Below are 26,870 nucleotides of genomic sequence, written 5' to 3' on the forward strand. Positions count from 1 at the left end.
TTCAAATTTAAAAATAATTTCTTTACTATTTTAAGAACTATATGAATAATCATGAATGCTCTATATCTATAGGAGGCCAATTATCTAGTTTCATGCCAAGTGTTAATCCTCTTGAGGCCAATACATCTTTTATTTCATTTAAGGATTTACGGCCTAAATTAGGAGTTTTTAATAAATCATTCTCTGTTCTTTGAATTAAATCGCCAATATAATAAACATTTTCAGCTTTTAAACAATTAGCAGAACGAACTGTTAACTCTAATTCATCAACTGGTTTTAACAAAACAGGATCTATACGTGGAGCATTTCTAGATGGTAATTCTTGAGAATCCTGAGATCCTTGCAAAGAGGCAAATATAGACAGCTGATCCATAAGTATAGCAGCAGCTTTTCTAATAGATTCCTCTGGAGTCATCACTCCATTTGTTTCTATATCTAAAATAAGTTTATCTAAATCAGTACGCTGTTCAACACGAGCACTTTCAACAAAGTAACTTACTTTCCTCACAGGACTATAAGAAGCATCCAATACAATACGACCTATGGAGTTGCTTTTATCTTCCATCAAGGCTCTCACATTACCAGGAACATAACCACGACCTCTATCAACCTTGAAATGTATTTCTAATTTACTACTACCAGTTAAATTACAAATTAAATGTTCCGGATTAATTATTTCAACATCATGAGGCAAACTAATATCTTTTGCTAAAACTTCTGATACCCCTTCTTTAACCAGAGTTAAATTTGCATCACTCCGACCATGAAGTTTAAACACAACACCCTTCAAATTCATCAATATATCTACAACATCTTCACGTACCCCAGGAATAGTAGAATACTCATGAACTACCCCAGATATTATAACTTCAGTAGGGGCATATCCTTCCATAGAAGACAATAGAATACGTCTTAAAGCATTTCCAAGTGTATGTCCATAACCACGCTCGAAAGGTTCCATCGAAACTCTAGCCCTATTTGGGCTTATAGGTTCTACCTCTATAGTTCGAGGTTTTAAAAAATCCCTAATAGGCATACTCTCAACCCTTTTTTCAATACCCTCAGCTCGTTACACTGATAAGGCTGATAAAAACTAAATAATAATTCATCAAGCAAATACAGATTATCGAGAATAAAGTTCTACTATCATTGACTCATTTATATCTCTAGCAACATCTGCACGATCAGGAGAAGTTTTGAAAACACCAGTAAGTTTTTCAATATCAACATCTACCCATTGAGGAATACCGATATTTTCTGCTAACTTAATAGATTCTTTAATTCTACTCTGATTCCTAGATCTGTTTCGAATAGAAATTCGATCACCTGCTTTAACAGATAATGATGCTATATCAACAACCTTACCATTTACTTCAATAGCTCTGTGGTTAACTAGTTGTCTAGATTCTGCACGTGTAGATCCGAATCCCATTCTATATACAACATTATCAAGTCTAGATTCTAGTAATTTAATCAAAGTTTCTCCAGTATTTCCTCTAAGACGCTCTGATTCCCTAAAATATTTACGAAACTGTTTTTCTAAAATACCATACATTCTTTTTAATTTCTGTTTCTCACGCATCTGAGATCCATAATCAGATGTACGTGCTCCAGAAATACGCCCATGTTGTCCAGGCTTCGATTCAGATTTACATTTTGAATCAAAAGATCTACGTGCGCTTTTCAAAAAAAGATCAGTTCCCTCACGACGAGAGAGCTTACATTTTGGTCCAATATAACGTGCCATGATAAATATTACCTTTATATACGACGACGCTTTGGAGGACGACATCCATTGTGAGGAACAGGAGTGATATCTGCTATACTTGAAATTTTAATACCAAGAGCATTCAAGGCTCTAACAGAAGATTCACGTCCAGGTCCAGGTCCTTTAATACGTACCTCGAGAGTTTTTATTCCAAAATCCAATGCAGCACGTCCAGCAGTTTCAGCAGCTACCTGTGCAGCAAATGGAGTTGACTTTCTTGATCCCTTGAAACCAGAAGAACCTGAAGTCGCCCAAGACAAAGCGTTACCTTGTCTATCTGTTATAGTTACGATAGTATTATTGAAAGAAGCATGTATATGCGCTATACCATCAGAAACATTTTTTTTTATTTTTTTGCGGATACGTGAAGAACCGCTTACAGAGTTTTTCGCCATAATCTAAATTCCTCAATTATTTTTTCAGAGAGGCAGCAGCACGACGTGGACCCTTTCGAGTACGAGCATTAGTGCGAGTTCTCTGACCTCGAACGGGAAGCCCCCTTTTATGACGCATACCACGATATGTACCAAGATCAATTAACCTTTTAATTGAAAATTGAATCTCTCGACGAAGATCACCTTCTACAGTGAACAAATTAACTTGTTCACGAATCCGCTCCAATTCCGCATCGGTCATATCCTTTATTTTTTTGCTAACAGAAACTCCAGAAGCTTCACAAATTTTGCGAGCACTAGAACGTCCAATACCAAAAATTGCGGTAAGACCAATCTCAGCATGCTGTTGTGGCGGAATATTAATGCCAGCAATACGGGCCATGACTGTTCCTTGAATAAATCATTTGTTCATCAATTCTAATATGATAAAAAAACATACTAACCTTGACGCTGTTTATGACGTGGATCGGTGCAAATAATTCGCACTACTCCATGACGTTTAATTACCTTACAATTGCGGCAAACCCGCTTAACCGATGCCATTACTTTCATGGTTAACTCCTAACTTTCCGTAACATTTCTTGGCTTACTTGGCACGGAAAATAATTCGAGCCCTAGTAAGATCATAAGGTGTTAGCTCTACAGTCACTTTATCTCCAGGCAATATTCTGATGTAATGCATGCGCATCTTACCAGATATATGACCTAAAACTACATGACCATTTTCGAGCTTAACGCGAAAATTCGCATTTGGAAGATTTTCCAAAACCTCTCCCTGCATTTGTATGACATCGTCCTTAGACATTATCTTTTTTACTTAAAATAAAACAAATATTTTTCATCATTCTAACTCTTGAAATTAGCTTTCTTAAGCAAAGAATCGTACTGATAAGACATAAGACAAGTTTGAACCTGTGTCATAAAGTCCATCGTTACAACCACAATTATTAAGAGAGAAGTACCTCCAAAACTAAAAGGCACACTCCACTTAGAAACCAAGAACTCTGGAACAAGACATATAATTAAAATATATAAAGCACCAACCAAAGTTAACCTAGTTAATATTTTATCAATATAACGTGAGGTTTGCTCTCCTGGTCTAATACCAGGTATCAAAGCTCCGCTTTTTTTGAGATTATCAGCTGTTTCTCTGCTATTAAATACTAAAGCCGTATAAAAAAAACAAAAAAACACTATAAGAACAGAATATAAAACTAAATAAACAGGTTGTCTAGGAGACAAATATTCAGCCAATTTACTTAACCAATCCATATGTTCTACTTCAGAAAACCAACTTGCAACAGTGGCAGGAAGCAACATAAGAGCAGAAGCAAATATAGGAGGTATAACTCCAGACATATTTAATTTTAATGGTAAATGAGAGTTCTGTCCTCTATAAATCTTATTCCCAACTTGACGTTGAGCATAATTAACAACAATTTTACGTTGACCCATCTCAACAAAAACTACTAAAAAAGTTACAACAATAACAACAGCAATGATAAAAAAGGCAGCAAATAATGTTATTGAATAAACGCGAACCATTTCTAAAAGAGCAAAAATAGCACTCGGAAGTTCCGACACTATTCCAGCAAATATTATCATGGAAATCCCATTACCTAAACCTCTTTCTGTAATTTGCTCTCCAAGCCACATAACAAACATAGTACCGGAAACTAAAGTTAAGACTCTTGTAAACTGATAGAAAAAACTGCTATCTATGATCAAACCTTGCTGTGAATCTAGAACTAATGTAACACCAATAGCCTGCACTAACGCAATCAAAACTGTAATATATCTTGTATATCTAGATATTTTTCTTCTTCCTGCCTCACCTTCCTTTTTCAAAGCATGCAATGAAGGAACAATGACACTTAATAACTGCACAAAAATAGAAGCAGATATATATGGCATAATACCTAAAGCAAACACTGAAAATCTAGATAAAGCTCCACCAGAAAACATATTAAATAAACTTATAATACCACCTTGATTTCTATTAAAAAGTTCTTCTAAAGCGTAGGGATCAACACCTGGAACAGGAACATGAGTACCAATACGATAAACTAAAAGAGCTAGAACAAGAAACAACGCTCTCCTTTTTAAATCAGAATAACCCAGATTATTGCCCAAAGATGAAATTCCTTTAGCCACTTCAAAATCCTCTTATAATATTGATCCACCAATCTCTTCTATTGCAACACGTGCACCAGCAGAAACAGAAATCCCTTTTAATATAAACTTACGAGATACAGAACCAGATTTTATAAGCTTAACAAATTTAACACCGTTTTTTATCAAACCAGCAGCTTTTAAAATTTGTAAATCAACCTCTTCTGTCGATAATTTCTGCAAATCAGACAAGCTAATTTGGGCATAAAGATGCTGATCTAATTGTCTAAAACCTCTCTTAGGAAGACGTCTTTGCAAAGGCATTTGTCCTCCCTCGAAACCAACTTTATGAAATCCACCAGAACGAGACTTTTGGCCTTTATGACCACGACCTGCCGTTTTACCAAAACCAGACCCTATACCACGACCAACTCTACGCCTAGAAAATTTACTGCCCTCAGCAGGACTAAGAGAATTCAATCTAATTTCTAACATCTTAATACCCCTAGATATCTGAAACATCAATAAGATAATTCACTTTACGAACCATTCCTCTCACTTCAGGGGTATCATTTAAAATACTAGTACTATTTACCTTGCGCAAACCAAGACCTCTAATAGTATCACGATGATCTTTCCTAGTCCCTATCGTAGAACGTAAAAGCTGAATTTTTATCTGCTTATTAGTCATAAAAATTACCCCAAAATTTCCTCAACACTTTTACCTCTTTTAGCAGCCACCTCTGATGGAGTAGAAGAAGAACGCAAGCCATTAAATGTAGCACGAACTAAGTTATAAGGATTACTAGAACCTAAACTTTTTGCAACAACATTCCGTACTCCCATTACTTCAAAAATAGCACGCATTGGACCACCAGCTATAACACCAGAACCCTCAGATGCTGGAGAAATAATAACTTTAGAAGCACCATGCTTACCAATCACAACATGCTGTAAAGTACCGTTTCTTAAAGAAACCTTAAACATATTACGGCGAGCTTGTTCCATAGCCTTTTGCACAGACATAGGAACTTCACGAGCCTTTCCCTTACCCATGCCTATACGGCCATCCCCATCACCAACAACGGTCAAAGCAGCAAAACTCATCGTCCTACCTCCCTTCACCACTTTACTGACACGGTTTACTGCTATCATTTTTTCACGCAAACCATCATTGTTTTCTTTATCTGTATTACTTTTGCCTTGTACTTTGGCCATTTTTTGAACCCTCGTTAAAACTTTAAGCCAGCATTACGTGCTGCATCCGCAAGTTCTTTCACTCTACCATGATAACGAAATCCCGAACGATCAAAAGCAACTTGATCAATTCCAGCAGCTTTAGCTTTTTCTGCAATACGAGCACCAACTATAGCAGCAGCTATTTTATTACCACCATGTGTAGTTTGAGCAGAAACCAAAGAACGCACTTCCGCTTCTATAGTGGAAGCACTAACTAAAACTCTATCTCCATCAGGCGAAATAATATTTGCATATATATGCAAATTAGAACGAAAGATAGAAAGACGATTAACCTGTAATTCCCTAATTCTACGTCTAGTTGGAACTGCTCGACGTAATCTGGAATTTTTTTTATTCATAACAACTATTCCTTATCTACGTATCTATTATTTCTTCTTAGCTTCTTTAAGCATAACTTTCTCATCAGCATACCTAATACCTTTGCCTTTATAAGGCTCAGGAGAACGATAAGACCTAATTTTAGCTGCTACCTGACCAACTGCTTGTTTATCTATACCCTTTATCAATATCTCTGTTGGAGAAGTTATCTGTGCAGAAATACCATTTGGCAATGGATATAAAACATCATGTGAAAATCCAAGCTGTAACTTAACAGTATTGTTTTGAAGAGATGCTCTATAGCCAACACCAACTAAAAGTAATTTTCGTTCAAAGCCTTTACTAACACCCATAACCATATTTGATACAAGCGCTCGTAAAGTTCCAATCATTGCTTTTGATTGCTCTGTAACTTGGACTAAAGAAAAACTAATCTTATTATCAAGTAGCTCTACCTTAACATCTTTATCTAGGCATTGTGTGAGCACACCTAATTTTCCACTAACAACAATACTCTCACCCTCAATCTTTGCCTGAACTCCAGCAGGAATTTCAATAGGATATTTAGCTATTCGTGACATTAGAACATCTCCTTAAGCCACGTAACATAAAATTTCACCACCAACTCCATTAGCCCGAGCTTTACGATCAGTCATAACACCTCGCGAAGTTGAAACAATAGCTATTCCTAAACCATTCATCACTTGTGGAATACCTATACTTTTTTTATATACACGCAAACCAGGACGCGAAACACGATCAATTTTTTCTATAACCGGACGGCCTGCATAATATTTAAGAGTAATTTCTAATTCAGGTTTAGAAACGACTCCTTTAATTTGAAAATTATCTACATAACCTTCTTCCTTTAAAACAGCAGCTATAGCCATTTTAATATTTGAAGAAGGCATACTAACTGTTAATTTATCAGCTTGCTGTGCGTTGCGAATACGAGTCAACATATCAGCAATCGGATCGCTCATGCTCATCTCATTCCTCCTACCAGCTAGCTTTGGTCATGCCAGGAATTTCTCCTCGCATTGCCATTTCGCGTAACTTATGACGTGCCAAACCAAACTGACGAAAAACACCCCTAGGGCGCCCTGTAATAAGACAACGATTACGTTGTCTAGTTGGATTGGCATTTCTTGGTAACTGCTGAAGTTTAAGTCTAGCCTGATAACGCTCCTCTTCACTCTTAGAGTTATCTTGGATTAAACTTTTCAACTCAGCACGTTTTACCGCAAACTTAGCAGCCAATCTTATGCGCTTAACATCACGATTTATAAGGGATAGTTTAGCCATATTATAATCCCCCATTAATTACGAAAAGGAAAACCAAAAGCTACCAATAAAGCTTTTGCTTCCTCATCAGTCTTCGCTGTAGTATTTATGCTAATGTTTAAACCTCTTATTACATCCACTTTATCATACTCGATCTCAGGAAAAATAATTTGTTCTTTAACACCAACATTATAATTGCCACGACCATCAAATGCACGAGCAGAAACCCCTCTAAAATCACGCACTCTAGGTAATGCAATAGATACTAAACGATCCAGAAATTCATACATACGTTCGCCACGCAGCGTAACCATGCAACCTATTGGATAGTTCTCTCGAATTTTAAAACCAGCTATAGCTTTACGAGTCTTAGTTATAACAGCTTTCTGACCAGCTATTCTACTTAAATCAGATACAGCATTATCAATAATCTTTTTATCGGCAACTGCCTCTGAAACACCCATATTCAAAGTGATTTTAGAAACACGAGGTGCTTCCATTATACTTTTATATCCAAACTTAGAAAGTAAAGAATGTACAATCTCGTTCTTATATAAATCTTGTAATCTAGACATATAAATCTCGCTCCCTATGATTTAGTACCAACAACACTACCATTGGAACGAAAAATTCTAACTTTACCACCAACATCTTTTTTCTGAATGCCAACTCGCTCTCCTTTACCTGTTTCGGAATTAAAAAGAGCAACATTTGAAATATGTATAGGCATTGTTTTATCTACAATACCACCAGGATTATTAGTCATAGGGTTTGGTTTAAGATGTTTTTTAACAACATTAATACCTTCTACCAATAAATGTTCTTTGTCTACCACGGATAAAACAATTCCTCGTTTTTTCCTATCACGACCAGAAAGAACAATTACTTCATCTCCTTTACGAATTTTATTCATATCAGCCCTTTACAAAACCTCTGGAGCTAAAGATACAATCTTCATAAATCTCTCACCACGCAATTCACGAGTAACAGGACCAAAAATACGGGTCCCTATAGGTTCTAATTTAGAATTTAATAAAACAGCCGCATTACTACCAAAACGAATCAAAGAACCGTCTTTTCTACGGACTCCTTTAGTAGCTCTAACTATTACTGCATTATAAACCTCACCTTTTTTTACTCTACCACGTGGAGCAGCATCTTTAACACTTACTTTAATAACATCGCCGATTCCGGCATAACGTCGCTTGGACCCACCGAGAACTTTAATACACATCACATGGCGTGCACCAGTATTATCGGCCACATCAAGCGTGGTCTGCATTTGGATCATGATCTTTTCCTGTTCCAACTTAGTCAAGATATCAACTAATTAGTCTAAATCTTTACCAGTTTTGGCCCCGTATATTGCTATAAAATAACAAATTTGGGTTGATTTTTGCTAAAAACAAGCTTTCTAAAAATGTAGAAAGCTTCCCTATTAATTGTCTCATGCATCATCAAAAAACACAAGAGACAACGGCAGTTTAAAACAACCGTTAAAAAAATTAAATTAAAGTTGCAGCTGTAACTAAAGATACAACCATCCATGACTTATCACGAGAAATTGGTCTACACTCTTTAATTTCAACAATATCCCCATCTTTATACTTATTTTCTTCATCGTGTGCTTTATAGTTCGCAGAACGAGTAACCACTTTACCTAAAAGTGGATGTTTTACTCTTCTTTCCACTTGAACAACAACAGATTTATTCATCTTACTACTAATAACTTTACCTATTAAAACGCGTTGACGTTTAGAAACCTGTTCTACTATTGTATTCATTTGATTTTTTTCCTTGCTTTCTCAGTAAGAATAGTACGTATTCTAGCAATACTCTTACGAACCTTACTTATTTGAGATGTATTAACAAGTTGCTTGGTAGCTATCTGCATACGCAATTTAAATTGTGTCTTTAACAAGCTTTCTAATTCCACATGAAGCTCAGACATTTCCTTTAAACGAAGTTCATTAGCCTTCATTAAAAATACCCCTATTAAGAACCGCCTATACGACGAGATACGAATGTTGTCGAAATAGGCAACTTGGCAGCAGCTAATCGAAAAGCTTCACGAGCGAGCTCTTCACTAACACCTTCCATTTCATACAAAACTTTTCCTGGTTGAATTTCAGATACCCAATACTCCGGATTACCTTTTCCATTACCCATTCTAACCTCGGCAGGTTTTTGAGATATTGGTTTATCAGGAAAAATTCTAATCCATACACGGCCACCACGTTTTATATGTCTATTTATAGCGCGCCTGGCAGACTCTATTTGTCGTGCTGTTAGCCTTCCTCTACCTGTAGCTTTTAAGCCAAATTCTCCAAATGAAACATTTGCTCCACTACCTGCAAGACCTGTATTACGACCCTTATGTTCTTTTCTATATTTTCTACGAGCCGGTTGTAACATATTTTAATCCCCTTCACTAGATGAAGAAGTTGCTGCAACTTTAACAGTTGAGCGACTACGATGACGTTGGCGTGTTGTTTTATGATCTGTCTTTTCTCCACGAGAAGATTTACGAGGTTTTCTTTGCTCATCATCTCTCACTGTAGTATCAACTAAAGATTCACTACTTAAAGACATATCTCCTTTATATACCCATACCTTTATACCTATAATACCATAGGTAGTACGAGCTTCAGCTGTACCATAATCGATTCCAGCTCTCAAAGTATGCAAAGGAACTCGCCCTTCTCTATACCATTCAGTTCTAGCTATTTCTATACCATTTAACCGACCTGAACTCATAATCTTAATACCCTGAGCTCCTAAGCGCATAGCATTTTGCATGGCTCTTTTCATAGCTCTGCGAAACATTATTCTTTTTTCTAATTGCTGCGCTATAGAATCAGCTATTAACTGAGCATCAATCTCAGGTTTTCTTACCTCTTCTATATTTACATGAACAGGAACTCCTGCTAATTTTTGCAAGTCCGACTTAAGAATTTCTATATCCTCACCCTTTTTACCTATTACAACACCTGGACGGGCTGAATAAATGGTAACACGAGCGTTTTTAGCTGGCCTCTCAATCAACACACGACTAACAGAAGCATTCTTTAGTTTTTTCTTCAAATACTCCCGAATCCTAATATCACCTGCCAATATAGCACTAAAATCTCGATCTTCAGAATACCATTTAGAAGACCAATTTCTAGAAACTGACAGACGAAAACCTGTAGGATAAATCTTTTGTCCCATATCTGCTCCTAGGATCCGACTTTAACTGTAATATGACATGTTTGCTTCTCAATACGATTACCACGACCTTTAGCTCTTGCAGAAAATCGCTTCATCGATTGACCTTTATCAATAAAAATTGCGTTCACTCGCAACTCATCTATATCAGCACCATTATTATGTTCTGCATTAGCTATAGCAGAATCAACTGCTTTCTTTAAAATACCAGCAGCTTTCTTAGGAGAAAACTTTAGGATATTAAGAGCTTGCGCAACTGTTTTGCCTCTAATTAAATCAGCAACCAAACGTGTTTTCTGAGAAGATATGTGAACTCCACGAATAACAGCAGTAGTTTCCATATTTTACCTTTTCGCCTTTTTATCTGCAGCATGTCCTTTAAAGGTTCTAGTCAAAGCAAACTCTCCAAGCTTGTGACCAACCATATTTTCATTAATATAAACAGGAACTTGCTGACGTCCATTATGCACAGCAATTGTCAACCCAATAAACTCAGGTAAAACAGTAGAACGCCTAGACCAAGTTTTAATTGGTTTTTTGTCTCTACCAGCAACAGCTGCATCTATTTTTTTCATAAGATGAAGATCTACAAAAGGACCTTTTTTGATTGAACGTGACATATTGTTAGCCTTTATTTGTTTTTACGTCGCTGGACAATCATATTGCTAGTCCTTTTATTACGACGAGTTTTATATCCCTTAGCAGGAGTTCCCCATGGACTAACCGGTTCACGAGCTTCCCCTGTTCGTCCTTCTCCACCACCATGTGGATGATCAACCGGATTCATAGCCACACCTCTAACAGTAGGACGAACTCCTCGCCAACGCATAGCTCCTGCCTTACCTATCTGTTTAAGACTGTGCTCTGCATTACCGACCTCACCAAGAGTAGCTCGACAATCAACATGAATACTGCGAACCTCTCCAGATCTGAGACGAATTTGGGCATAAACACCTTCTCTAGCAAGCAATACAGCTGAAGAACCAGCTGACCTAGATAATTGAGCTCCCTTACCAGGACGCATCTCTATACAGTGTATAGTAGACCCAACAGGTATATTTCTAATAGGTAATGTATTACCTGCCTTGATAGGTGCGTCAACACCAGAAATAAGCGTTACACCTATCTCTAAATTTCTAGGAGCTATAATATAACGTCTCTCTCCATCTGCATAACATAATAAAGCAATATTAGCACTACGGTTAGGATCATATTCAATACGTTCTACTTTCGCTGGAATTCCATCTTTATCACGACGAAAATCTACAATTCTATAGGCTTGTTTATGACCACCACCTTTATGCCTGATTGTAATATGTCCATTATTATTACGACCAGATCCTCTTTTTTGTTTTTCTAAAAGAGGAAAAAATGGATCGCCTTTATGCAAAGATTGACCTGTTATTTTAATTAGACCTCTCCTACCAGGAGAGGTTGGCTTTACTTTTAAAATAGTCATTATTATGCCACCTCTGCAAAGTTAATTTCATAACCATCACGAAGAGAAATATATGCTTTTTTCTCATGGCGCCTACGGCCCATAAAACGACCAAATTTCTTAACTTTACCCTTGCGATTAAGCATAGCAACAGAATCAACTTGAACTTTAAATAATAATTCTACTGCTGCCTTAACTTCTAATTTAGTTGCATCTGGCAACACTCGAAAAATAACCTGACGATGTTTATCAGCAATAAAAGTAGCTTTTTCGGTAACTACAGGAGATAAAATTATTTGCATTAAACGTTCTGCGTTCATCCTAACATCTCCTCAAGTTGCTTAATAGCACCTCTAGTAAAAAGAATTTTCTTATAGTGTACAAGTGATAGTGGATCTATATAACGAGTCTCTGTAACAGCTATATGAGGTAAATTACGAGTGGCCAAATAAATATTCTCATCTATTTCCTCTAAGACAATTAGTACTGAAGTCAAACCAAATGATTTAATCTTATTTGCAGCCAGCCTAGTCTTAGGAGAACTTAATTCAAAAGATTCTATAACTGCTAAACGATCCTCACGAACTAATTGTGACAATATAGATCTCATACCAGAACGATACATTTTCTTATTTATTTTTTGGGAAAAATTTTCTTCTGGAGAATTAGGGAATATACGACCACCTCCACGCCATAAAGGAGATGATGTCATACCAGCCCTAGCACGACCTGTACCTTTTTGACGCCATGGTTTCTTTGTACTGTGCCTTACTTCAGATCTATCTTTTTGAGCACGATTCCCAGAGCGGGCATTTGCTTGAAAGGCAACAACAATTTGATGAACCAATGAGTTATTAAACTCACAAGCAAATATATTATCAGGACCAGAAATAACACCATTAGAGCCCTGCTCATTAAGGAGCTTTAAATCCATTGTTATAGCCCCCCATTTTTAAAAATTTTCTTAATAGCTGGTCGCACTATCAAATCAGCATCCGAATAACCAGGAACGGCACCCTTTAATAAGAGCAAATTTCTTTCGATATCTATTCTTATAATTTCAAGATTTTGTATAGTACGTTTGACTGAACCCATATGACCAGACATTTTCTTTCCAGGAAAAACTCTACCTGGATCTTGTGCTTGACCAATAGAACCAGGTACTCTATGAGAACGAGAGTTACCATGAGAATTTCTCTGAGAACCAAAATTATGTCTCTTGATAGTTCCTGCAAAACCCTTACCTATAGTTGTTCCTGTAACATCTACATATTGACCATTATGGAAAACACTATTCACATTAATTACAGAACCTATAGAAAGATCTTTTAATTGTTCATGGTTCAACCTAAATTCTTTAAGAACACTACCAGCCTCTACAGCAGCTTTTGAATAGTGTCCAATTTGAGATTTAGATAAACGCGAGGTTTTGCGAAAACCATATGCAACCTGAACAGCATCATAGCCATCAATTTCTTGTGACTTGATTTGGGTTATGCGATTATTTGACACATCAACTACAGTTACAGGTATGGATTCCCCATCTTCTGTAAATATACGAGTCATGCCAATTTTGCGACCTACCATTCCTAGCCTATAAGCTACAGAATTAGCTGTCGATTCTGACATTATTTTCTCCATTTCGACTACGATTGGTCGATTGTTTTTTTAATAAAAAATATAAAAACTAATAAAGTTTAGTTTATAATAATATAAATATTATAATTAATAAGAAATATTACTATAAAAATAAACTACTGCAAAGCAATTTCTACATCAACACCTGCCGGCAAATCAAGTCTCATTAAAGCATCAACAGTTTTATCAGTAGGATCAACTATATCCATCAATCTTTGATGAGTACGAATTTCAAACTGATCTCTCGATGTCTTATTAACATGCGGAGAACGTAATAAATCATAACGTCGAATACGACTAGGTAGAGGCACTGGTCCTCTAACAACAGCCCCAGTTCTCTTTGCTGTATCAACTATTTCTGCAGCAGACTGATCTATTAGTTTATAATCAAAAGCTTTCAAACGAATGCGAATCTTTTGGTTTTTCATGAAGATTCCTAAAGAACGAAAAAACGAAGGTAAAAAATACCTTCGCTACTAAAAAATAAACTAAGCAATAATTTTAGACACCACACCGGCACCAACTGTTCTACCGCCTTCACGTATCGCAAATCTTAATCCTTCTTCCATTGCGATTGGAGCTAAAAGCTTCACAGTAATACTTACATTATCACCAGGAAGTACCATCTCTTTATCTTTAGGTAAATCAATAGTACCTGTGACATCGGTGGTACGAAAATAAAACTGCGGACGATAACCATTAAAGAAAGGAGTATGACGACCACCTTCTTCCTTAGATAAAACATAAACCTCAGCTGAAAATTCGGTGTGAGGAGTAATAGTACCAGGCTTTGCTAAAACTTGCCCTCTTTCAACATCCTCTCTCTTTGTTCCTCTCAACAAAATACCGACATTATCACCAGCTTGACCTTGATCCAACAATTTACGGAACATTTCAACACCAGTACATGTTGTCTTAATTGTATCTTTGATTCCCACTACCTCAATTTCTTCACCAACTTTAACAACACCTCTTTCTACACGACCAGTAACAACAGTTCCACGACCAGATATCGAGAATACATCCTCAACTGGCATCAAAAATGTTCCATCTATAGCGCGTTCTGGTGTTGGTATATAGCTATCTAAAGCATCAGCTAAAGCTAAAATAGCTTTTTCTCCTAACTCTCCTTTATCACCTTCCAAGGCTAGTTTAGCAGAACCTTTAATAATTGGGGTATCATCTCCTGGAAAATCATATTTGGACAACAATTCACGAACTTCCATTTCTACGAGTTCGAGCAATTCTTCATCGTCGACCATGTCTGACTTGTTTAGGAACACAACAATATATGGCACACCAACCTGACGAGATAACAATATATGCTCTCTTGTCTGTGGCATAGGGCCATCAGCAGCAGAAACAACAAGAATAGCCCCGTCCATCTGAGCCGCTCCTGTTATCATGTTTTTTACATAATCAGCATGTCCAGGACAATCCACATGTGCATAATGACGATTAGATGTCTCATACTCCACATGAGCAGTATTTATTGTAATACCTCTAGCTTTTTCCTCTGGAGCAGCATCGATTTGTGCATAACCACAAGCTTCTCCTCCAAACTTAGTTGCCAAAACAGTAGTAATAGCAGCTGTTAAAGTTGTTTTACCATGATCAACGTGACCAATAGTACCTACATTTACATGAGGCTTACTACGTTCAAACTTGCCTTTAGCCATCTTTATACCTTAATTTTTTCAAAAAAAATAAACGAAACACTTACAAATTCAAAATAATTGAGTAAGCTATTTTTGTCAATATTCATTATTTAGTCCGAGCTGCTATGACTTCATCTACAACATTTTTTGGAGCTTCAGAATAATGTTTAAACTCCATAGTATATGTAGCTCGCCCTTGTGTCAAAGAACGAAGATTAGTAGCATAACCAAACATTTCAGCCAAAGGAACCTCCGACTTTATTATTTTACCACCACTAATGATATCATCCATGCCTTGTACCATACCTCTACGTGATGACAAATCACCCATTACAGCACCAGCATATTCCTCTGGAGTCTCTACTTCGACAGACATCATAGGTTCTAAAATTACAGGACTCGCTTTTCTTAAACCTTCTTTAAAAGCTATTGAGCCAGCCATTTTGAAAGCATTTTCATTAGAATCAACATCATGATATGACCCAAAAAATAGGGTAACCTGAACATCAACTACAGGATATCCTGCGAGCACTCCCGATGGAATTGTTTCTTGGATCCCTTTATCAACTGCTGGGATATATTCCCTTGGTACTACCCCTCCCTTAATAGCATCTATAAATTTATAACCACTACCTGGAGGTAAAGGCTCCACTTTAAGAACTACGTGACCATACTGTCCACGACCACCAGACTGTTTAATAAATTTACCTTCAGCTTGATCGCAAACTTTTCTGATTGTCTCTCTATAAGCTACTTGAGGCTTGCCAACATTAGCCTCAACTCCGAACTCCCTCTTCATTCTATCTACTAAAATTTCTAGATGCAATTCACCCATACCAGAAATAATAGTTTGACCAGATTCTTCATCACTACGGACCCTAAAAGACGGATCCTCTTGTGCTAAACGAGATAAAGCAAGACCCATTTTCTCTTGATCTGCTTTAGACTTAGGCTCTACAGCTTGAGATATAACAGGCTCTGGGAAAATCATTCTTTCTAAAGTAATATGACTATCCACATCACATAAAGTTTCACCCGTAGTAACATCCTTAAGACCAACCACTGCTGCAATATCACCAGATAAAACTTCTTTTATTTCCTCTCGATTATTAGCATGCATTTGCAATAATCGACCTATACGTTCTTTTCTACCTTTAATAGGGTTAAAAACTGTATCACCAGATTTTAGAATTCCTGAATATACTCTAATAAATGTTAACTGGCCAACAAAAGGATCACTCATCAATTTAAAAGCCAAGGCAGACATTTTTTCTTGATCATCAGAATTACGATAAATTTCATTGCCCTCATCGTCAAGACCCGATACAGGAGGAATATCTACCGGTGAAGGCAAATAATCTATTACAGAATCCAACATCCGTTGAACACCTTTGTTTTTAAAAGCACTACCACAAAGCATAGGTTGAATCTCGCAAGCAATAGTTCTCTTACGAATAGCCATATTTATCTCAGATTCACTTAGTGTTCCTGTTTCAAGATACTTATCCATTAACTCTTCTGATGATTCAGCAGCAACTTCAAGCAAATTTTCTCTCCATTTATTTGCTTGCTCTTTTAAATTATCTGGAATAGGAAGATAATCAAATTTTATACCTTGACTTTTCTCATCCCAAATAATTGATTCCATTTTTACTAAATCAATCACACCTAAAAACTGATCTTCAGATCCTATTGGTATGACTATAGGCACAGGATTTGCTTTTAATCTAGATTTTAATTGATCATAAACCTTAAAAAAATTTGCTCCAGTGCGATCCATTTTGTTCACAAAAGCTAATCTAGGCACTTTGTATTTATTAGCTTGACGCCATACTGTTTCTGATTGAGGCTGAACACCACCAACAGCACAATAAACCATACAAGCTCCATCCAGAACTCTCATTGATCTCTCAACTTCTATAGTGAAATCAACGTGACCAGGAGTATCAATGATATTTATTCTATGCTCAGGATAATTATTAGCCATACCTTTCCAAAAGGCAGTTGTAGCAGCCGAAGTAATAGTGATTCCTCTCTCTTGCTCTTGCTCCATCCAGTCCATAGTGGCAGCCCCATCATGAACTTCACCTATCTTGTGATTAACACCTGTATAAAATAAAATACGTTCTGTAGTCGTGGTTTTACCCGCATCTATATGAGCAGATATACCTATATTCCTATAACATTCTATAATTGTCTTACGAGCCATTATTGATCCTCATAACCTACCAACGAAAATGACTGAAAGCTTTATTAGCTTCGGCCATTTTATGAGTATCTTCTCTTTTCTTCATGGCTGCGCCACGATTTTCTGAAGCATCAAGTAACTCTCCAGCTAAACGCAAATCCATAGATTTCTCGCTACGTTTTTTAGCTGCCTCTCTGAGCCATCTCATTGACAAAGCCAAACGTCTAACAGGCCTAACTTCAACAGGAACTTGATAATTAGCACCACCTACACGTCGACTTTTTACCTCTACTATAGGTTTTATATTATTTATAGCTAAATTAAATATCTCTAAAGGATCTTTTTTTGTTTTATGACCCACATGGGAAAGTGCCCCATATACAATTCTTTCTGCAACAGCCTTTTTACCATCAAGCATTACAACATTCATAAATTTTGCTAACTCAACACTACCAAATTTAGGATCTGGCAATATCTCGCGCTTAGGTATTTCACGACGACGTGACATTATATTTCCTTGTGTCTTTCAGTTGACCCAAAATACTATTTGGGCATAGCTACCTAATAAGAATAGCCCCTTACATGCCATATAATTATGGCCACACTTTTCAAAAACAGTTAAAAATTACGCTTTCTTAGCGCGTTTAGAACCATATTTTGAACGAGCCTGTTTACGATTTTTAACACCTTGCAAATCAAGAGAACCTCTGACTATATGATAACGCACACCCGGCAAGTCTTTAACACGACCACCTCTTACTAAAACTACAGAGTGTTCTTGCAAATTATGACCCTCTCCACCAATATATGAAATTACTTCATATCCATTAGTTAAGCGCACCTTAGCTACTTTTCTCATAGCAGAATTAGGTTTTTTAGGTGTTGTAGTATAAACACGAGTACAAACACCACGACGTTGTGGGCAGTTTTCTAAAGCCGGGCTTTTGCTCTTAAGAACACCAATTTCTCGTGGCTTCCTTATAAGCTGACTAATAGTAGGCATATACTTCGAAATCCTTTTATATAATTATAATAATTAAATTTTTTATTTCAAAAATATCAATTTTCTAAAAAAACTAACTTTACTGCAGTTCACCATATATCAATTTATAATAGTAAAATCGCATACTAAAGTTAGCTGGCCAATATAACTCTGTTTTCAACAATTGTCAAAAACAACTTAAATACATGCAAGCAATACAATAAAGAAAACTCTACTTATGAATTTTCAAATATACTAGGCCTGCTTTCTGATTTATTTAACTTCTCAGCTTCAGCAGCAGTAATTTTAGCTTTACGTGCCTTATGATAAGACAATCCAGTACCCGCTGGAATTAAACGACCAACTATCACATTTTCCTTCAAACCACGTAATTCATCTTTTTTACCCATTATAGCTGCCTCAGTTAATACTCGAGTAGTTTCCTGAAAAGAAGCTGCTGATATAAATGAATCGGTAGAAAGTGAAGCTTTAGTAATACCAAGCAAGACATTTTCATAAGTTGCCGGTATTCCATTTTGTGATATTACACGATCATTTTCGTTTAATAAATCCGCCCTCTCTACTTGTTCACCAGGAACAAAACTCGTATCACCAGGATTAAGGACATTCACTCTACGTAACATCTGACGGACTATAACTTCAATATGTTTATCATTGATTTTAACTCCTTGCAAACGATAAACATCCTGAACTTCATCTATTATATAAGCAGCCAAACTTTCTATGCCTTGCAAACGTAATATATCATGAGGATCAGCTGGTCCATCTACTATGGTTTCTCCTTTATTAACAACCTGACCATCATGCACTAAAATCTGTTTCTCTTTTGCAACAAGGAATTCGTTGCTAACTCCATCTAGATCAGTAATAACTAACCGTTGTTTTCCCTTAGTGTCCTTTCCAAAAGAAACTGTACCAGTCAATTCAGCTAACATACCAGCACCCCTTGGAGAACGAGCCTCAAATAACTCAGCAACCCTAGGAAGACCACCTGTAATATCACGAGTTTTTTGAGATTCCTGAGGAATTCTAGCTAAAACCTCGCCTACCAAAACTTGTTGACCATCACGAACAGTAATTAAAGCTCCTACTGGGAAAGCAATACTGCTAGGAATATCTGTACCTGCAATTTTAACACCTTCACCAGATTCATTAACTAACCTGATTTGTGGTCTCATAGCTATTTTATTACCCCTTACTTTAGGTGTAATAACGACCAGTGTTGATAATCCTGTAACCTCATCAACCTGTTTAGCAACAGTAACTCCTTCCTCAATATTTTCAAAACTTACTCTACCAGCATATTCAGATACTATAGGCCTAGTCAATGGATCCCAAGAAGCTAAGAGAACACCAGCATTTACAGAATCACCATCACCAACCAATAAAATAGCTCCATAAGGAATTTTATGTCTTTCTCGTTCTCTCGAATTATCATCAAAAACAGCTAATTCTCCAGACCTTGAAATAACTACTCTCTCCCCTTTAGGATTTGTAACATATCTCATAGTACTCATAAAACCAACAGTACCTTTAGATTTTGTTTCAACTACACTAGCCATAACAGAACGTGATGCTGCACCTCCTATATGAAAAGTTCTCATAGTAAGCTGAGTACCAGGCTCACCTATAGACTGAGCCGCAACAACACCAACAGCCTCACCTATATTTACAGGTTCTCCTCTACCCAAATCTCTACCATAACAACAAACACATAGGCCTCTTCTACTTTCACATGTAAGAGGAGTACGAACTTTTACTTCGTCAACACCTATTAAATCTATTTTCTCTACCAAATCTTCATCCAATAAAGAACCAGAATGTATAACTGTTTCTCTAGTATCAGGATCTACTATATCATTAATAATTACACGACCAAGCACTCTATCTCTTAGAGGTTCTATAACTTCTCCTCCTTCCATTATAGCTTTCATGTTATAACCATAAGATGTGCCACAATCATACTCTGTAATAACCAAATCTTGCGTTACGTCTACTAATCTTCTAGTTAAATAGCCAGAATTTGCTGTTTTAAGGGCGGTATCAGCTAAACCCTTACGAGCACCATGAGTAGAAATAAAGTATTGAAGAACATTCAAACCTTCCCTAAAATTTGCACTAATTGGAGTTTCAATAATAGAACCATCAGGTTTTGCCATTAGACCACGCATACCGGCTAACTGTCTAATTTGAGCCACAGAACCACGAGCACCTGAATCTGCCATCATATAAATAGAATTAAAAGATTCCTGACGTACTTTCTTACCATGCCTATTCGAAACAGGTTCAGTAGCTAAAAACTCCATCATTGCCTTACCAACCCTGTCACTAGCTTTACCCCAAATATCTACAACATTATTATATCTTTCTTGAGAAGTAACTAATCCAGAAGAATACTGTTTATCTATTTCTTTAACTTCTTCATTAGCATCCGATAAAATATCTGACTTTGCTGCAGGAATCAACATATCTTCCATAGCAATAGAAATACCAGCTTTAGTAGCAAGAAGAAAACCTGATTGCATTAAGTTATCAACAAAGATAACAGTATTATGCAAACCACAACGTCTAAAAGAATTATTAATCAATCGAGAAATTTCTTTTTTCTTTAAAGTTTTATTCAAAACAGAGAATGATAAGCCTTTAGGCAAAATTTCAGACAATATAGATCTACCAACTGTTGTTTCATAACGCTTATAAACTGGCATCCATGTATTATCATTATCACGCTCATACTCTGTAATACGAACTGTAACACGACTTTGTAATTCTACTTCTCCTATATCATAAGCCCTTTGAACTTCAGAAACAGAAGAGAAAAACATGCCTTCTCCCTTACCATTGATACGTTCTCTAGTCGCATAATATAATCCCAATACTATATCTTGGGATGGAACTATTGATGGTTCACCATTTGCAGGGAATAAAATATTATTCGAAGACAACATCAGGGTTCTGGCTTCTAACTGGGCTTCCAACGATAGAGGCACATGCACAGCCATTTGATCTCCATCAAAGTCAGCATTAAATGCTGCACAAACAAGAGGATGCAACTGTATGGCTTTACCACCAATTAATACAGGTTCAAAAGCTTGAATACCCAAACGATGCAAAGTAGGAGCTCTATTCAGCATAACAGGATGCTCTCTTATAACCTCTTCCAACAAATCCCATACGACTGGATCTTGAGTTTCAACCATCTTTTTTGCAGCTTTAATTGTACTAGCAAAACCCATAGATTCTAATTTATTAAAAACAAAAGGCTTAAACAATTCCAACGCCATTAGCTTCGGTATACCACACTGGTGTAGTTTTAATTGAGGTCCTACAACGATTACGGATCTACCAGAATAATCTACACGTTTACCTAAAAGATTTTGACGGAATCTACCACCTTTGCCTTTAATCATATCAGCCAAAGATTTTAACTGACGCTTATTAGCACCAGTCATAGCTTTGCCTCTTCGACCATTATCTAATAATGAATCTACAGATTCTTGTAACATCCTTTTTTCATTTCTTAAAATAATTTCAGGAGCTTTTAATTCTATAAGTCTTTTTAGCCTATTATTGCGATTTATAACTCTACGATACAAATCATTTAAATCAGAAGTAGCAAACCTACCACCATCTAATGGTACAAGAGGTCTTAAATCAGGAGGTAATACTGGAAGAACCTCTAAAATCATCCACTCAGGCTTCAAGTTAGACCTTTGAAAACCTTCAAGAACTTTTAAACGTTTTGAAATTTTTTTGATTTTTGATTCTGCAGAAGAATTTTTTAACTCATCTCTTAAAACACGAATCTCTTGTTCAAGATCTATGTTATGTAATAACTCCCTTATAGCTTCAGCACCCATAAGAGCCTTAAACTCATCACCATACTCTTCTGTCTTAGCAAAAAAATCATCGTCAGACATAATCTGACCACGTTTTAAAGGAGTCATTCCAGGATCTATAACACACCAAGCTTCGAAATATAAAACTCTCTCTATATCTCTCAAAGTCATGTCTAGAACCATTCCCAATCTAGAAGGTAAGCTTTTTAAAAACCAGATATGGGCAACAGGACTAGCAAGCTCAACATGCCCCATCCTTTCCCTTCTAACTTTAGCAGAAGTTACCTCAACACCACATTTTTCACAAATAACACCACGATGTTTAAGACGTTTATATTTACCACATAAACATTCATAGTCCTTAATTGGACCAAATATTCTAGAACAAAACAAGCCATCTCTTTCAGGCTTAAAAGTCCTATAATTAATAGTTTCTGGTTTACGCACTTCACCATAAGACCATGAACGAATTTTCTCTGGAGAAGCGACACTAACTTTAATAGCATCAAACTGCTCATCTTGTGAAACCTGTTTAAAAAGGTCAAGTAGCGCCTTCATTAGTTACGCTCCAAATCTATATCCAAACCCAAAGAACGAATTTCTTTTACCAATACATTAAAAGACTCTGGCATACCTGCATTTATTAAATGATCGCCTTTGACAATACTTTCATAAACCTTAGTTCTTCCAGTTATATCATCTGATTTCACAGTCAACATTTCCTGAAGAGTATAAGCAGCACCATATGCTTCTAAAGCCCATACCTCCATCTCACCAAAGCGTTGACCACCAAACTGTGCTTTACCACCAAGAGGTTGCTGAGTAACTAAAGAATAAGGACCAGTAGATCTAGCATGCATCTTATCATCAACTAAATGGTGTAGTTTTAGATAATGCATATAACCAATTGTAACTGGCCTTTCAAATTTATCACCAGTACGACCATCAAATAGCCATGCTTGAGTTTTAGAATTTGTCAATTGAATTTTTTCAGCAACATCATCAGGATAAGCTAAAGACAATAATTGAGATATTTCATTCTCATTTACGCCATCAAAAACAGGAGTAGCAACAGTTAAACCATTTTTTAAATTATGAGCAAGCTCCAAAATCTCTTTATTATTTAACTGTTTAAGATCCACATTCGCCCCACCACAATTATAAATCTTATTCATATAAGAACGAATTTCTTCTATTTTCTTCTCATATGACAATAGCTCATTGATTCTTTGACCAATGCCTTTAGCAGCCCAACCAAGATGAACCTCTAAAACTTGACCAACATTCATCCTAGATGGAACACCTAAAGGATTAAGTACAATATCAACAGGAGTACCATCAGCCATATGAGGCATATCCTCAACAGGAACAATTCTAGATACAACACCCTTGTTACCATGTCTGCCAGCCATTTTATCACCAGGCTGTAATCTCCTCTTAACAGCAAGATAGACCTTCACCATTTTCATAACACCAGGTGGTAGTTCATCTCCTTGAGTTAATTTTTTACGTTTTTCTTCAAAGAAAATATCGAATTGTTTTCTTTTATCCTCAAGAGATAATTTTACTTGCTCTAATAAAGAAGCATACCTATCTTCTGTAAGACGAATATCAAACCAAAAATGTTTATCCAGAGAATCCAAATATTCTTTAGTAATAATAGAATCTTTTACTAAACCATGAGGACCACCATTTACTTTTTTACCAATCAATACCTTTTCCAATCTAGAAAACTGATCTTTCTCAACAATACGTAACTGATCATTTAAGTCTTGTCGATATTTGTGTAAATCATAATCAATAATAGATTGGGCTCTATTATCACGAGTCACTCCTTCCCTAGTAAATAACTGGACATCAATTACTGTACCACTCATTCCCGATGGAACACGCAAAGAAGTATCTTTCACATCAGAAGCTTTCTCTCCAAAAATTGCTCTTAACAATTTCTCTTCTGGAGTTAATTGCGTTTCTCCCTTAGGAGTTATTTTACCAACTAAAACATCACCAGCTGCAACCTCCGCTCCAATATAAGTAATACCAGAATCATCCAATCGATTTAATTGAATTTCAGATAGATTACTAATATCTCTTGTAATTTCCTCTGGCCCAAGCTTAGTATCTCTCGCAACAACAGTTAGTTCTTCAATATGAATTGAGGTGTATCGATCATCAGAAACAACCTTTTCAGAAATTAATATAGAATCCTCAAAGTTATAACCATTCCAAGGCATAAATGCCACCAACATATTTTGCCCTAATGCAAGTTCACCAAGATCAGTAGAAGCTCCATCAGCTAATACATCTCCTTTCGAAACATTATCACCAAATTTAACTATAGGCCTTTGATTGACATTGGTATTCTGATTAGACCTTGAATACTTATTCAAATTATATATATCTACACCAACCTCGCCATCATTGTTTTCAGAATCATAGACCTTAATTACTATACGATCAGCATCAACATAATCAACAAAACCTCCTCGCAATGCTTGAACTGTAGTTCCAGAATCAACAGCAACAATTCTCTCAACACCAGTACCTACAATTGGCTTTTCCGGAACTAAACAAGGAACAGCTTGCCTTTGCATATTGGCTCCCATTAGAGCTCTATTAGCATCATCATGTTCCAAAAATGGAATCAATGATGCAGCAACTGAAACTATTTGAGAAGGAGCCACATCCATATAATGAATATTTTTTGGAGAAGTAAGAAGTGTTTCGCCAGACTCTCTACATGCTATTAAATCATCAATAAAATAATTATCTTTATCTAATTCTGCATTAGCCTGAGCGATAACATATTTACTTTCTTCAATAGCTGATAAATAATCTATTTGATCTGTAACTTGACCATTTATAACTTTACGATAAGGAGTTTCTAAAAATCCGTAATCATTTAAACGGGCATATAATGACATAGAATTTATAAGACCTATATTAGGACCCTCTGGAGTCTCTATAGGGCAAACTCTACCATAATGAGTAGGATGAACATCTCTAACCTCAAAACCAGCACGCTCCCTAGTTAAACCACCAGGTCCCAAAGCAGATACTCTACGTTTGTGTGTAACTTCAGATAAGGGATTAGTTTGATCCATAAATTGAGATAATTGACTAGATCCAAAAAACTCCTTTATTGCAGCAGAAATTGGTTTTGAATTTATTAGATCATGCGGCATTAAACTATCTATTTCAGCCTGTCCTAATCTTTCTCTAACTGCTCTTTCAACTCTAACAAGACCAGATCTAAATTGATTTTCAGTTAGTTCTCCAACACACCTCACACGCCTATTTCCTAGATGATCAATATCATCAACTTGCCCATAACCATTACGCAAGTCAACTAAAACCTTTATAGTTTCTAAAATATCATCTTTAGTAAGTATTGTAGAAGAACTACAAGAATCCTTATCTCTATTAAGACGACTATTTAATTTCATACGACCAACTCTAGATAAATCATAAGTTATATCGTTAAAAAATAGACGTTCAAGAAGAATATTTACAGCTTCTTCAGTTGGGGGTTCCCCTGGACGCATCATACGATAGATAGCAATTCTTGCAGAAAGCTGATCTACAGTATCATCAATACGTAACGTTTGAGAAATATAAGATCCTCTATTTAAATCATTTATATACAACGTCTTAATTGATTTGATATCATGTTTTCTTAGTGACTCTAGTACAGTTTCAGTAATTTCATCGTTAACACTAGCAACCAGCTCTCCTGTTTCTGGATCAATAACATTAGCAGACAAAACTCTGCCAACCAAGAAATCATCCTTAACTAAAATCTGCTTTATACCTTGCTTGGATATTTCTCTAAGATGCTTTGAATTAATACGCTTATCTTTCTCTACTATGAGAACTCCATCTTTGTCGAATATATCGAAATTAACAACCTCACCTTTCCATCTATCAGGAATAAATTCTAGAACGGCATCTGTCTCATTTAAAGTAAATACATCTGAATCAAAAAAATAAGACAATATAAACTCAGGTGAGAAGCCAATTGCTTTAAGCAAAATAGTCACAGGCATCTTACGACGACGGTCTATACGAAAAAATAAGATATCTTTAGGATCAAATTCAAAATCAAGCCAAGATCCTCTATATGGAATGATTCTTGCAGAGAAAAGCAATTTACCAGAACTATGAGTTTTTCCCTTATCATGCTCGAAAAAGACACCTGGAGAACGATGCAATTGTGAAACAACAACACGCTCTGTACCATTGATGATAAAAGAGCCAGAAGAGGTCATTAATGGGATTTCTCCCATATAAACCTCCTGCTCTTTAACTTCTTTCATAACATTTTTACTAGATTCCCTATCCATTAGCACTAAACGTAATTTAGCACGTAAAGGAGAAGCATAAGATAAGCCACGCTGCTGACATTCTCTTACATCAAACACAGGCTTACCAAGTTCATAACTAACGAATTCTAATCTGGCAAGTTCATTATGACTAACTATTGGAAAGATCGACAAAAAAGCGGCCTGTAAACCATGATCTGAACGCTTTAAAGAGTCAACCTCAAACTGTAAAAAAGTTTGATAAGATTGCAGCTGAGTTTCCAATAAACATGGGATTTTCTGTACATCTGCACGCTTAGCAAAGCTTTTACGAATGCGCTTTTTTTCGGTATACGAATAAGGCATGGACACTCCGACTCGAAATTACAGAAGCCGTCACTACGGCTCCAGGTTGATACGTTTCCAGGAAACTCTTGTTTCTACTAAAAGTTTCCTGGAAA

The 26,870-nt window shown here is 36.3% G+C and carries 34 protein-coding genes; all 34 read right to left on the reverse strand.

Annotated elements, in window-relative coordinates; genetic code table 11:
- Window positions 1-49 precede the first annotated feature (49 nt).
- Window positions 50-1,036, reverse strand: coding sequence for a DNA-directed RNA polymerase subunit alpha (gene rpoA / locus I1N47_03650; protein WBF65511.1), 987 nt, complete (start codon window positions 1,034-1,036; stop codon window positions 50-52).
- A gap of 87 nt (window positions 1,037-1,123) precedes the next feature.
- Window positions 1,124-1,747, reverse strand: a complete 624-nt coding sequence (rpsD, locus tag I1N47_03655; GenBank protein WBF65512.1) for a 30S ribosomal protein S4 — start codon at window positions 1,745-1,747, stop codon at window positions 1,124-1,126.
- A gap of 14 nt (window positions 1,748-1,761) precedes the next feature.
- The gene (gene rpsK / locus I1N47_03660) at window positions 1,762-2,163 is read right to left on the reverse strand and encodes a 30S ribosomal protein S11 (protein ID WBF65513.1); all 402 of its coding nucleotides are present in this window, start codon (window positions 2,161-2,163) and stop codon (window positions 1,762-1,764) included.
- A gap of 16 nt (window positions 2,164-2,179) precedes the next feature.
- Complete coding sequence (gene rpsM, locus I1N47_03665; GenBank protein WBF65514.1) at window positions 2,180-2,545, reverse strand: 30S ribosomal protein S13; 366 nt, start codon at window positions 2,543-2,545, stop codon at window positions 2,180-2,182.
- Between the two features lie 56 nt (window positions 2,546-2,601).
- On the reverse strand, window positions 2,602-2,715 hold the full coding sequence (rpmJ, locus tag I1N47_03670; GenBank protein WBF65515.1) for a 50S ribosomal protein L36: 114 nt from the start codon (window positions 2,713-2,715) through the stop codon (window positions 2,602-2,604).
- Between the two features lie 34 nt (window positions 2,716-2,749).
- The gene (gene infA / locus I1N47_03675; protein WBF65516.1) at window positions 2,750-2,968 is read right to left on the reverse strand and encodes a translation initiation factor IF-1; all 219 of its coding nucleotides are present in this window, start codon (window positions 2,966-2,968) and stop codon (window positions 2,750-2,752) included.
- A 41-nt stretch (window positions 2,969-3,009) separates the two neighbouring features.
- Window positions 3,010-4,317: a preprotein translocase subunit SecY gene (gene secY / locus I1N47_03680; protein WBF65517.1), complete on the reverse strand. Its 1,308-nt coding sequence runs from the start codon at window positions 4,315-4,317 to the stop codon at window positions 3,010-3,012.
- Between the two features lie 12 nt (window positions 4,318-4,329).
- A complete protein-coding gene (gene rplO / locus I1N47_03685) occupies window positions 4,330-4,770 on the reverse strand; it encodes a 50S ribosomal protein L15 (GenBank protein WBF65518.1) in 441 nt (146 codons plus the stop codon).
- A 10-nt stretch (window positions 4,771-4,780) separates the two neighbouring features.
- Window positions 4,781-4,966 carry a 50S ribosomal protein L30 gene (gene rpmD / locus I1N47_03690; protein ID WBF65519.1) on the reverse strand — a complete coding sequence of 62 codons (186 nt, stop codon included), beginning with the start codon at window positions 4,964-4,966 and terminating at the stop codon, window positions 4,781-4,783.
- Between the two features lie 5 nt (window positions 4,967-4,971).
- Window positions 4,972-5,493 carry a 30S ribosomal protein S5 gene (gene rpsE, locus I1N47_03695; protein ID WBF65520.1) on the reverse strand — a complete coding sequence of 174 codons (522 nt, stop codon included), beginning with the start codon at window positions 5,491-5,493 and terminating at the stop codon, window positions 4,972-4,974.
- Window positions 5,494-5,507: 14 nt separating this feature from the next.
- The gene (gene rplR, locus I1N47_03700; protein ID WBF65521.1) at window positions 5,508-5,873 is read right to left on the reverse strand and encodes a 50S ribosomal protein L18; all 366 of its coding nucleotides are present in this window, start codon (window positions 5,871-5,873) and stop codon (window positions 5,508-5,510) included.
- A 27-nt stretch (window positions 5,874-5,900) separates the two neighbouring features.
- Window positions 5,901-6,434 carry a 50S ribosomal protein L6 gene (gene rplF, locus I1N47_03705; GenBank protein WBF65522.1) on the reverse strand — a complete coding sequence of 178 codons (534 nt, stop codon included), beginning with the start codon at window positions 6,432-6,434 and terminating at the stop codon, window positions 5,901-5,903.
- Window positions 6,435-6,446: 12 nt separating this feature from the next.
- Window positions 6,447-6,842 (reverse strand): 30S ribosomal protein S8, encoded by a 396-nt coding sequence (gene rpsH / locus I1N47_03710; GenBank protein WBF65523.1) that lies wholly within the window; start codon window positions 6,840-6,842, stop codon window positions 6,447-6,449.
- Window positions 6,843-6,852: 10 nt separating this feature from the next.
- Entirely contained in the window at window positions 6,853-7,158 is a 306-nt protein-coding gene (gene rpsN, locus I1N47_03715; GenBank protein ID WBF65524.1) for a 30S ribosomal protein S14, read from the reverse strand.
- A gap of 14 nt (window positions 7,159-7,172) precedes the next feature.
- A complete protein-coding gene (gene rplE / locus I1N47_03720; GenBank protein WBF65525.1) occupies window positions 7,173-7,712 on the reverse strand; it encodes a 50S ribosomal protein L5 in 540 nt (179 codons plus the stop codon).
- A gap of 14 nt (window positions 7,713-7,726) precedes the next feature.
- Window positions 7,727-8,050 carry a 50S ribosomal protein L24 gene (rplX, locus tag I1N47_03725; GenBank protein ID WBF65526.1) on the reverse strand — a complete coding sequence of 108 codons (324 nt, stop codon included), beginning with the start codon at window positions 8,048-8,050 and terminating at the stop codon, window positions 7,727-7,729.
- Between the two features lie 9 nt (window positions 8,051-8,059).
- A complete protein-coding gene (rplN, locus tag I1N47_03730; protein ID WBF65527.1) occupies window positions 8,060-8,428 on the reverse strand; it encodes a 50S ribosomal protein L14 in 369 nt (122 codons plus the stop codon).
- Between the two features lie 214 nt (window positions 8,429-8,642).
- Window positions 8,643-8,921 (reverse strand): 30S ribosomal protein S17, encoded by a 279-nt coding sequence (rpsQ, locus tag I1N47_03735; GenBank protein WBF65528.1) that lies wholly within the window; start codon window positions 8,919-8,921, stop codon window positions 8,643-8,645.
- A complete protein-coding gene (gene rpmC / locus I1N47_03740) occupies window positions 8,918-9,118 on the reverse strand; it encodes a 50S ribosomal protein L29 (GenBank protein ID WBF65529.1) in 201 nt (66 codons plus the stop codon). Before rpmC ends, rpsQ begins: the two co-directional genes overlap by 4 nt.
- A 14-nt stretch (window positions 9,119-9,132) precedes the next feature.
- Window positions 9,133-9,552, reverse strand: coding sequence for a 50S ribosomal protein L16 (gene rplP, locus I1N47_03745; protein WBF65530.1), 420 nt, complete (start codon window positions 9,550-9,552; stop codon window positions 9,133-9,135).
- 3 nt (window positions 9,553-9,555) lie between these two features.
- On the reverse strand, window positions 9,556-10,347 hold the full coding sequence (gene rpsC / locus I1N47_03750; GenBank protein ID WBF65531.1) for a 30S ribosomal protein S3: 792 nt from the start codon (window positions 10,345-10,347) through the stop codon (window positions 9,556-9,558).
- A gap of 8 nt (window positions 10,348-10,355) precedes the next feature.
- A complete protein-coding gene (rplV, locus tag I1N47_03755) occupies window positions 10,356-10,685 on the reverse strand; it encodes a 50S ribosomal protein L22 (protein WBF65532.1) in 330 nt (109 codons plus the stop codon).
- Window positions 10,686-10,688: 3 nt separating this feature from the next.
- Window positions 10,689-10,964, reverse strand: coding sequence for a 30S ribosomal protein S19 (gene rpsS / locus I1N47_03760; GenBank protein ID WBF65533.1), 276 nt, complete (start codon window positions 10,962-10,964; stop codon window positions 10,689-10,691).
- A gap of 11 nt (window positions 10,965-10,975) precedes the next feature.
- Window positions 10,976-11,803 (reverse strand): 50S ribosomal protein L2, encoded by an 828-nt coding sequence (rplB, locus tag I1N47_03765; GenBank protein WBF65534.1) that lies wholly within the window; start codon window positions 11,801-11,803, stop codon window positions 10,976-10,978.
- 2 nt (window positions 11,804-11,805) lie between these two features.
- The gene (gene rplW / locus I1N47_03770) at window positions 11,806-12,102 is read right to left on the reverse strand and encodes a 50S ribosomal protein L23 (protein ID WBF65535.1); all 297 of its coding nucleotides are present in this window, start codon (window positions 12,100-12,102) and stop codon (window positions 11,806-11,808) included.
- Window positions 12,099-12,716, reverse strand: a complete 618-nt coding sequence (gene rplD, locus I1N47_03775; protein ID WBF65536.1) for a 50S ribosomal protein L4 — start codon at window positions 12,714-12,716, stop codon at window positions 12,099-12,101. The genes rplW and rplD overlap by 4 nt, the downstream gene beginning before the upstream one ends.
- Window positions 12,717-12,718: 2 nt before the next feature.
- Window positions 12,719-13,423, reverse strand: coding sequence for a 50S ribosomal protein L3 (gene rplC / locus I1N47_03780; protein ID WBF65537.1), 705 nt, complete (start codon window positions 13,421-13,423; stop codon window positions 12,719-12,721).
- Window positions 13,424-13,536: 113 nt separating this feature from the next.
- Window positions 13,537-13,848, reverse strand: a complete 312-nt coding sequence (rpsJ, locus tag I1N47_03785; GenBank protein WBF65538.1) for a 30S ribosomal protein S10 — start codon at window positions 13,846-13,848, stop codon at window positions 13,537-13,539.
- Window positions 13,849-13,908: 60 nt separating this feature from the next.
- On the reverse strand, window positions 13,909-15,099 hold the full coding sequence (tuf, locus tag I1N47_03790) for an elongation factor Tu (GenBank protein WBF65539.1): 1,191 nt from the start codon (window positions 15,097-15,099) through the stop codon (window positions 13,909-13,911).
- 85 nt (window positions 15,100-15,184) lie between these two features.
- On the reverse strand, window positions 15,185-17,287 hold the full coding sequence (fusA, locus tag I1N47_03795) for an elongation factor G (protein WBF65540.1): 2,103 nt from the start codon (window positions 17,285-17,287) through the stop codon (window positions 15,185-15,187).
- 16 nt (window positions 17,288-17,303) lie between these two features.
- Window positions 17,304-17,774, reverse strand: coding sequence for a 30S ribosomal protein S7 (rpsG, locus tag I1N47_03800; GenBank protein WBF65541.1), 471 nt, complete (start codon window positions 17,772-17,774; stop codon window positions 17,304-17,306).
- Between the two features lie 117 nt (window positions 17,775-17,891).
- Complete coding sequence (rpsL, locus tag I1N47_03805) at window positions 17,892-18,269, reverse strand: 30S ribosomal protein S12 (protein ID WBF65542.1); 378 nt, start codon at window positions 18,267-18,269, stop codon at window positions 17,892-17,894.
- Between the two features lie 215 nt (window positions 18,270-18,484).
- Window positions 18,485-22,666: a DNA-directed RNA polymerase subunit beta' gene (rpoC, locus tag I1N47_03810; GenBank protein WBF65543.1), complete on the reverse strand. Its 4,182-nt coding sequence runs from the start codon at window positions 22,664-22,666 to the stop codon at window positions 18,485-18,487.
- Complete coding sequence (rpoB, locus tag I1N47_03815) at window positions 22,666-26,775, reverse strand: DNA-directed RNA polymerase subunit beta (GenBank protein ID WBF65544.1); 4,110 nt, start codon at window positions 26,773-26,775, stop codon at window positions 22,666-22,668. Before rpoB ends, rpoC begins: the two co-directional genes overlap by 1 nt.
- Window positions 26,776-26,870 lie beyond the last annotated feature (95 nt).

Origin of the sequence: Candidatus Kinetoplastibacterium crithidii (assembly GCA_027557655.1) — a bacterium.
GTDB classification, from domain to species: domain Bacteria; phylum Pseudomonadota; class Gammaproteobacteria; order Burkholderiales; family Burkholderiaceae_B; genus Kinetoplastidibacterium; species Kinetoplastidibacterium crithidii_C.

Bases quoted from the DNA above. Each gene is read 5' to 3' on its own strand.
- rplW (WBF65535.1), bottom strand. From the start codon at position 12,102: ATGAACGCAGAACGTTTAATGCAAATAATTTTATCTCCTGTAGTTACC.
- rpmJ (WBF65515.1), bottom strand. From the start codon at position 2,715: ATGAAAGTAATGGCATCGGTTAAGCGGGTTTGCCGCAATTGTAAGGTA.
- rpsJ (WBF65538.1), bottom strand. From the start codon at position 13,848: ATGAAAAACCAAAAGATTCGCATTCGTTTGAAAGCTTTTGATTATAAA.
- rplC (WBF65537.1), bottom strand. From the start codon at position 13,423: ATGGAGAAAATAATGTCAGAATCGACAGCTAATTCTGTAGCTTATAGG.
- rpsK (WBF65513.1), bottom strand. From the start codon at position 2,163: ATGGCGAAAAACTCTGTAAGCGGTTCTTCACGTATCCGCAAAAAAATA.
- rpsM (WBF65514.1), bottom strand. From the start codon at position 2,545: ATGGCCCGTATTGCTGGCATTAATATTCCGCCACAACAGCATGCTGAG.
- rpsN (WBF65524.1), bottom strand. From the start codon at position 7,158: ATGGCTAAACTATCCCTTATAAATCGTGATGTTAAGCGCATAAGATTG.
- rplD (WBF65536.1), bottom strand. From the start codon at position 12,716: ATGGATTTAAAGCTCCTTAATGAGCAGGGCTCTAATGGTGTTATTTCT.
- rpsG (WBF65541.1), bottom strand. From the start codon at position 17,774: ATGTCACGTCGTCGTGAAATACCTAAGCGCGAGATATTGCCAGATCCT.
- rpoA (WBF65511.1), bottom strand. From the start codon at position 1,036: ATGCCTATTAGGGATTTTTTAAAACCTCGAACTATAGAGGTAGAACCT.
- rpsD (WBF65512.1), bottom strand. From the start codon at position 1,747: ATGGCACGTTATATTGGACCAAAATGTAAGCTCTCTCGTCGTGAGGGA.
- rplE (WBF65525.1), bottom strand. From the start codon at position 7,712: ATGTCTAGATTACAAGATTTATATAAGAACGAGATTGTACATTCTTTA.
- rpmD (WBF65519.1), bottom strand. From the start codon at position 4,966: ATGACTAATAAGCAGATAAAAATTCAGCTTTTACGTTCTACGATAGGG.
- rplB (WBF65534.1), bottom strand. From the start codon at position 11,803: ATGACTATTTTAAAAGTAAAGCCAACCTCTCCTGGTAGGAGAGGTCTA.
- rpsC (WBF65531.1), bottom strand. From the start codon at position 10,347: ATGGGACAAAAGATTTATCCTACAGGTTTTCGTCTGTCAGTTTCTAGA.
- rpoB (WBF65544.1), bottom strand. From the start codon at position 26,775: ATGCCTTATTCGTATACCGAAAAAAAGCGCATTCGTAAAAGCTTTGCT.
- rplR (WBF65521.1), bottom strand. From the start codon at position 5,873: ATGAATAAAAAAAATTCCAGATTACGTCGAGCAGTTCCAACTAGACGT.
- rpsE (WBF65520.1), bottom strand. From the start codon at position 5,493: ATGGCCAAAGTACAAGGCAAAAGTAATACAGATAAAGAAAACAATGAT.
- rpsL (WBF65542.1), bottom strand. From the start codon at position 18,269: ATGCCTACTATTAGTCAGCTTATAAGGAAGCCACGAGAAATTGGTGTT.
- fusA (WBF65540.1), bottom strand. From the start codon at position 17,287: ATGGCTCGTAAGACAATTATAGAATGTTATAGGAATATAGGTATATCT.
- rplF (WBF65522.1), bottom strand. From the start codon at position 6,434: ATGTCACGAATAGCTAAATATCCTATTGAAATTCCTGCTGGAGTTCAG.
- rplP (WBF65530.1), bottom strand. From the start codon at position 9,552: ATGTTACAACCGGCTCGTAGAAAATATAGAAAAGAACATAAGGGTCGT.
- rpmC (WBF65529.1), bottom strand. From the start codon at position 9,118: ATGAAGGCTAATGAACTTCGTTTAAAGGAAATGTCTGAGCTTCATGTG.
- rpsH (WBF65523.1), bottom strand. From the start codon at position 6,842: ATGAGCATGAGCGATCCGATTGCTGATATGTTGACTCGTATTCGCAAC.
- rplX (WBF65526.1), bottom strand. From the start codon at position 8,050: ATGAATAAAATTCGTAAAGGAGATGAAGTAATTGTTCTTTCTGGTCGT.
- rplN (WBF65527.1), bottom strand. From the start codon at position 8,428: ATGATCCAAATGCAGACCACGCTTGATGTGGCCGATAATACTGGTGCA.
- rpoC (WBF65543.1), bottom strand. From the start codon at position 22,666: ATGAAGGCGCTACTTGACCTTTTTAAACAGGTTTCACAAGATGAGCAG.
- rplO (WBF65518.1), bottom strand. From the start codon at position 4,770: ATGTTAGAAATTAGATTGAATTCTCTTAGTCCTGCTGAGGGCAGTAAA.
- rpsQ (WBF65528.1), bottom strand. From the start codon at position 8,921: ATGAATACAATAGTAGAACAGGTTTCTAAACGTCAACGCGTTTTAATA.
- infA (WBF65516.1), bottom strand. From the start codon at position 2,968: ATGTCTAAGGACGATGTCATACAAATGCAGGGAGAGGTTTTGGAAAAT.
- tuf (WBF65539.1), bottom strand. From the start codon at position 15,099: ATGGCTAAAGGCAAGTTTGAACGTAGTAAGCCTCATGTAAATGTAGGT.
- rpsS (WBF65533.1), bottom strand. From the start codon at position 10,964: ATGTCACGTTCAATCAAAAAAGGTCCTTTTGTAGATCTTCATCTTATG.
- rplV (WBF65532.1), bottom strand. From the start codon at position 10,685: ATGGAAACTACTGCTGTTATTCGTGGAGTTCACATATCTTCTCAGAAA.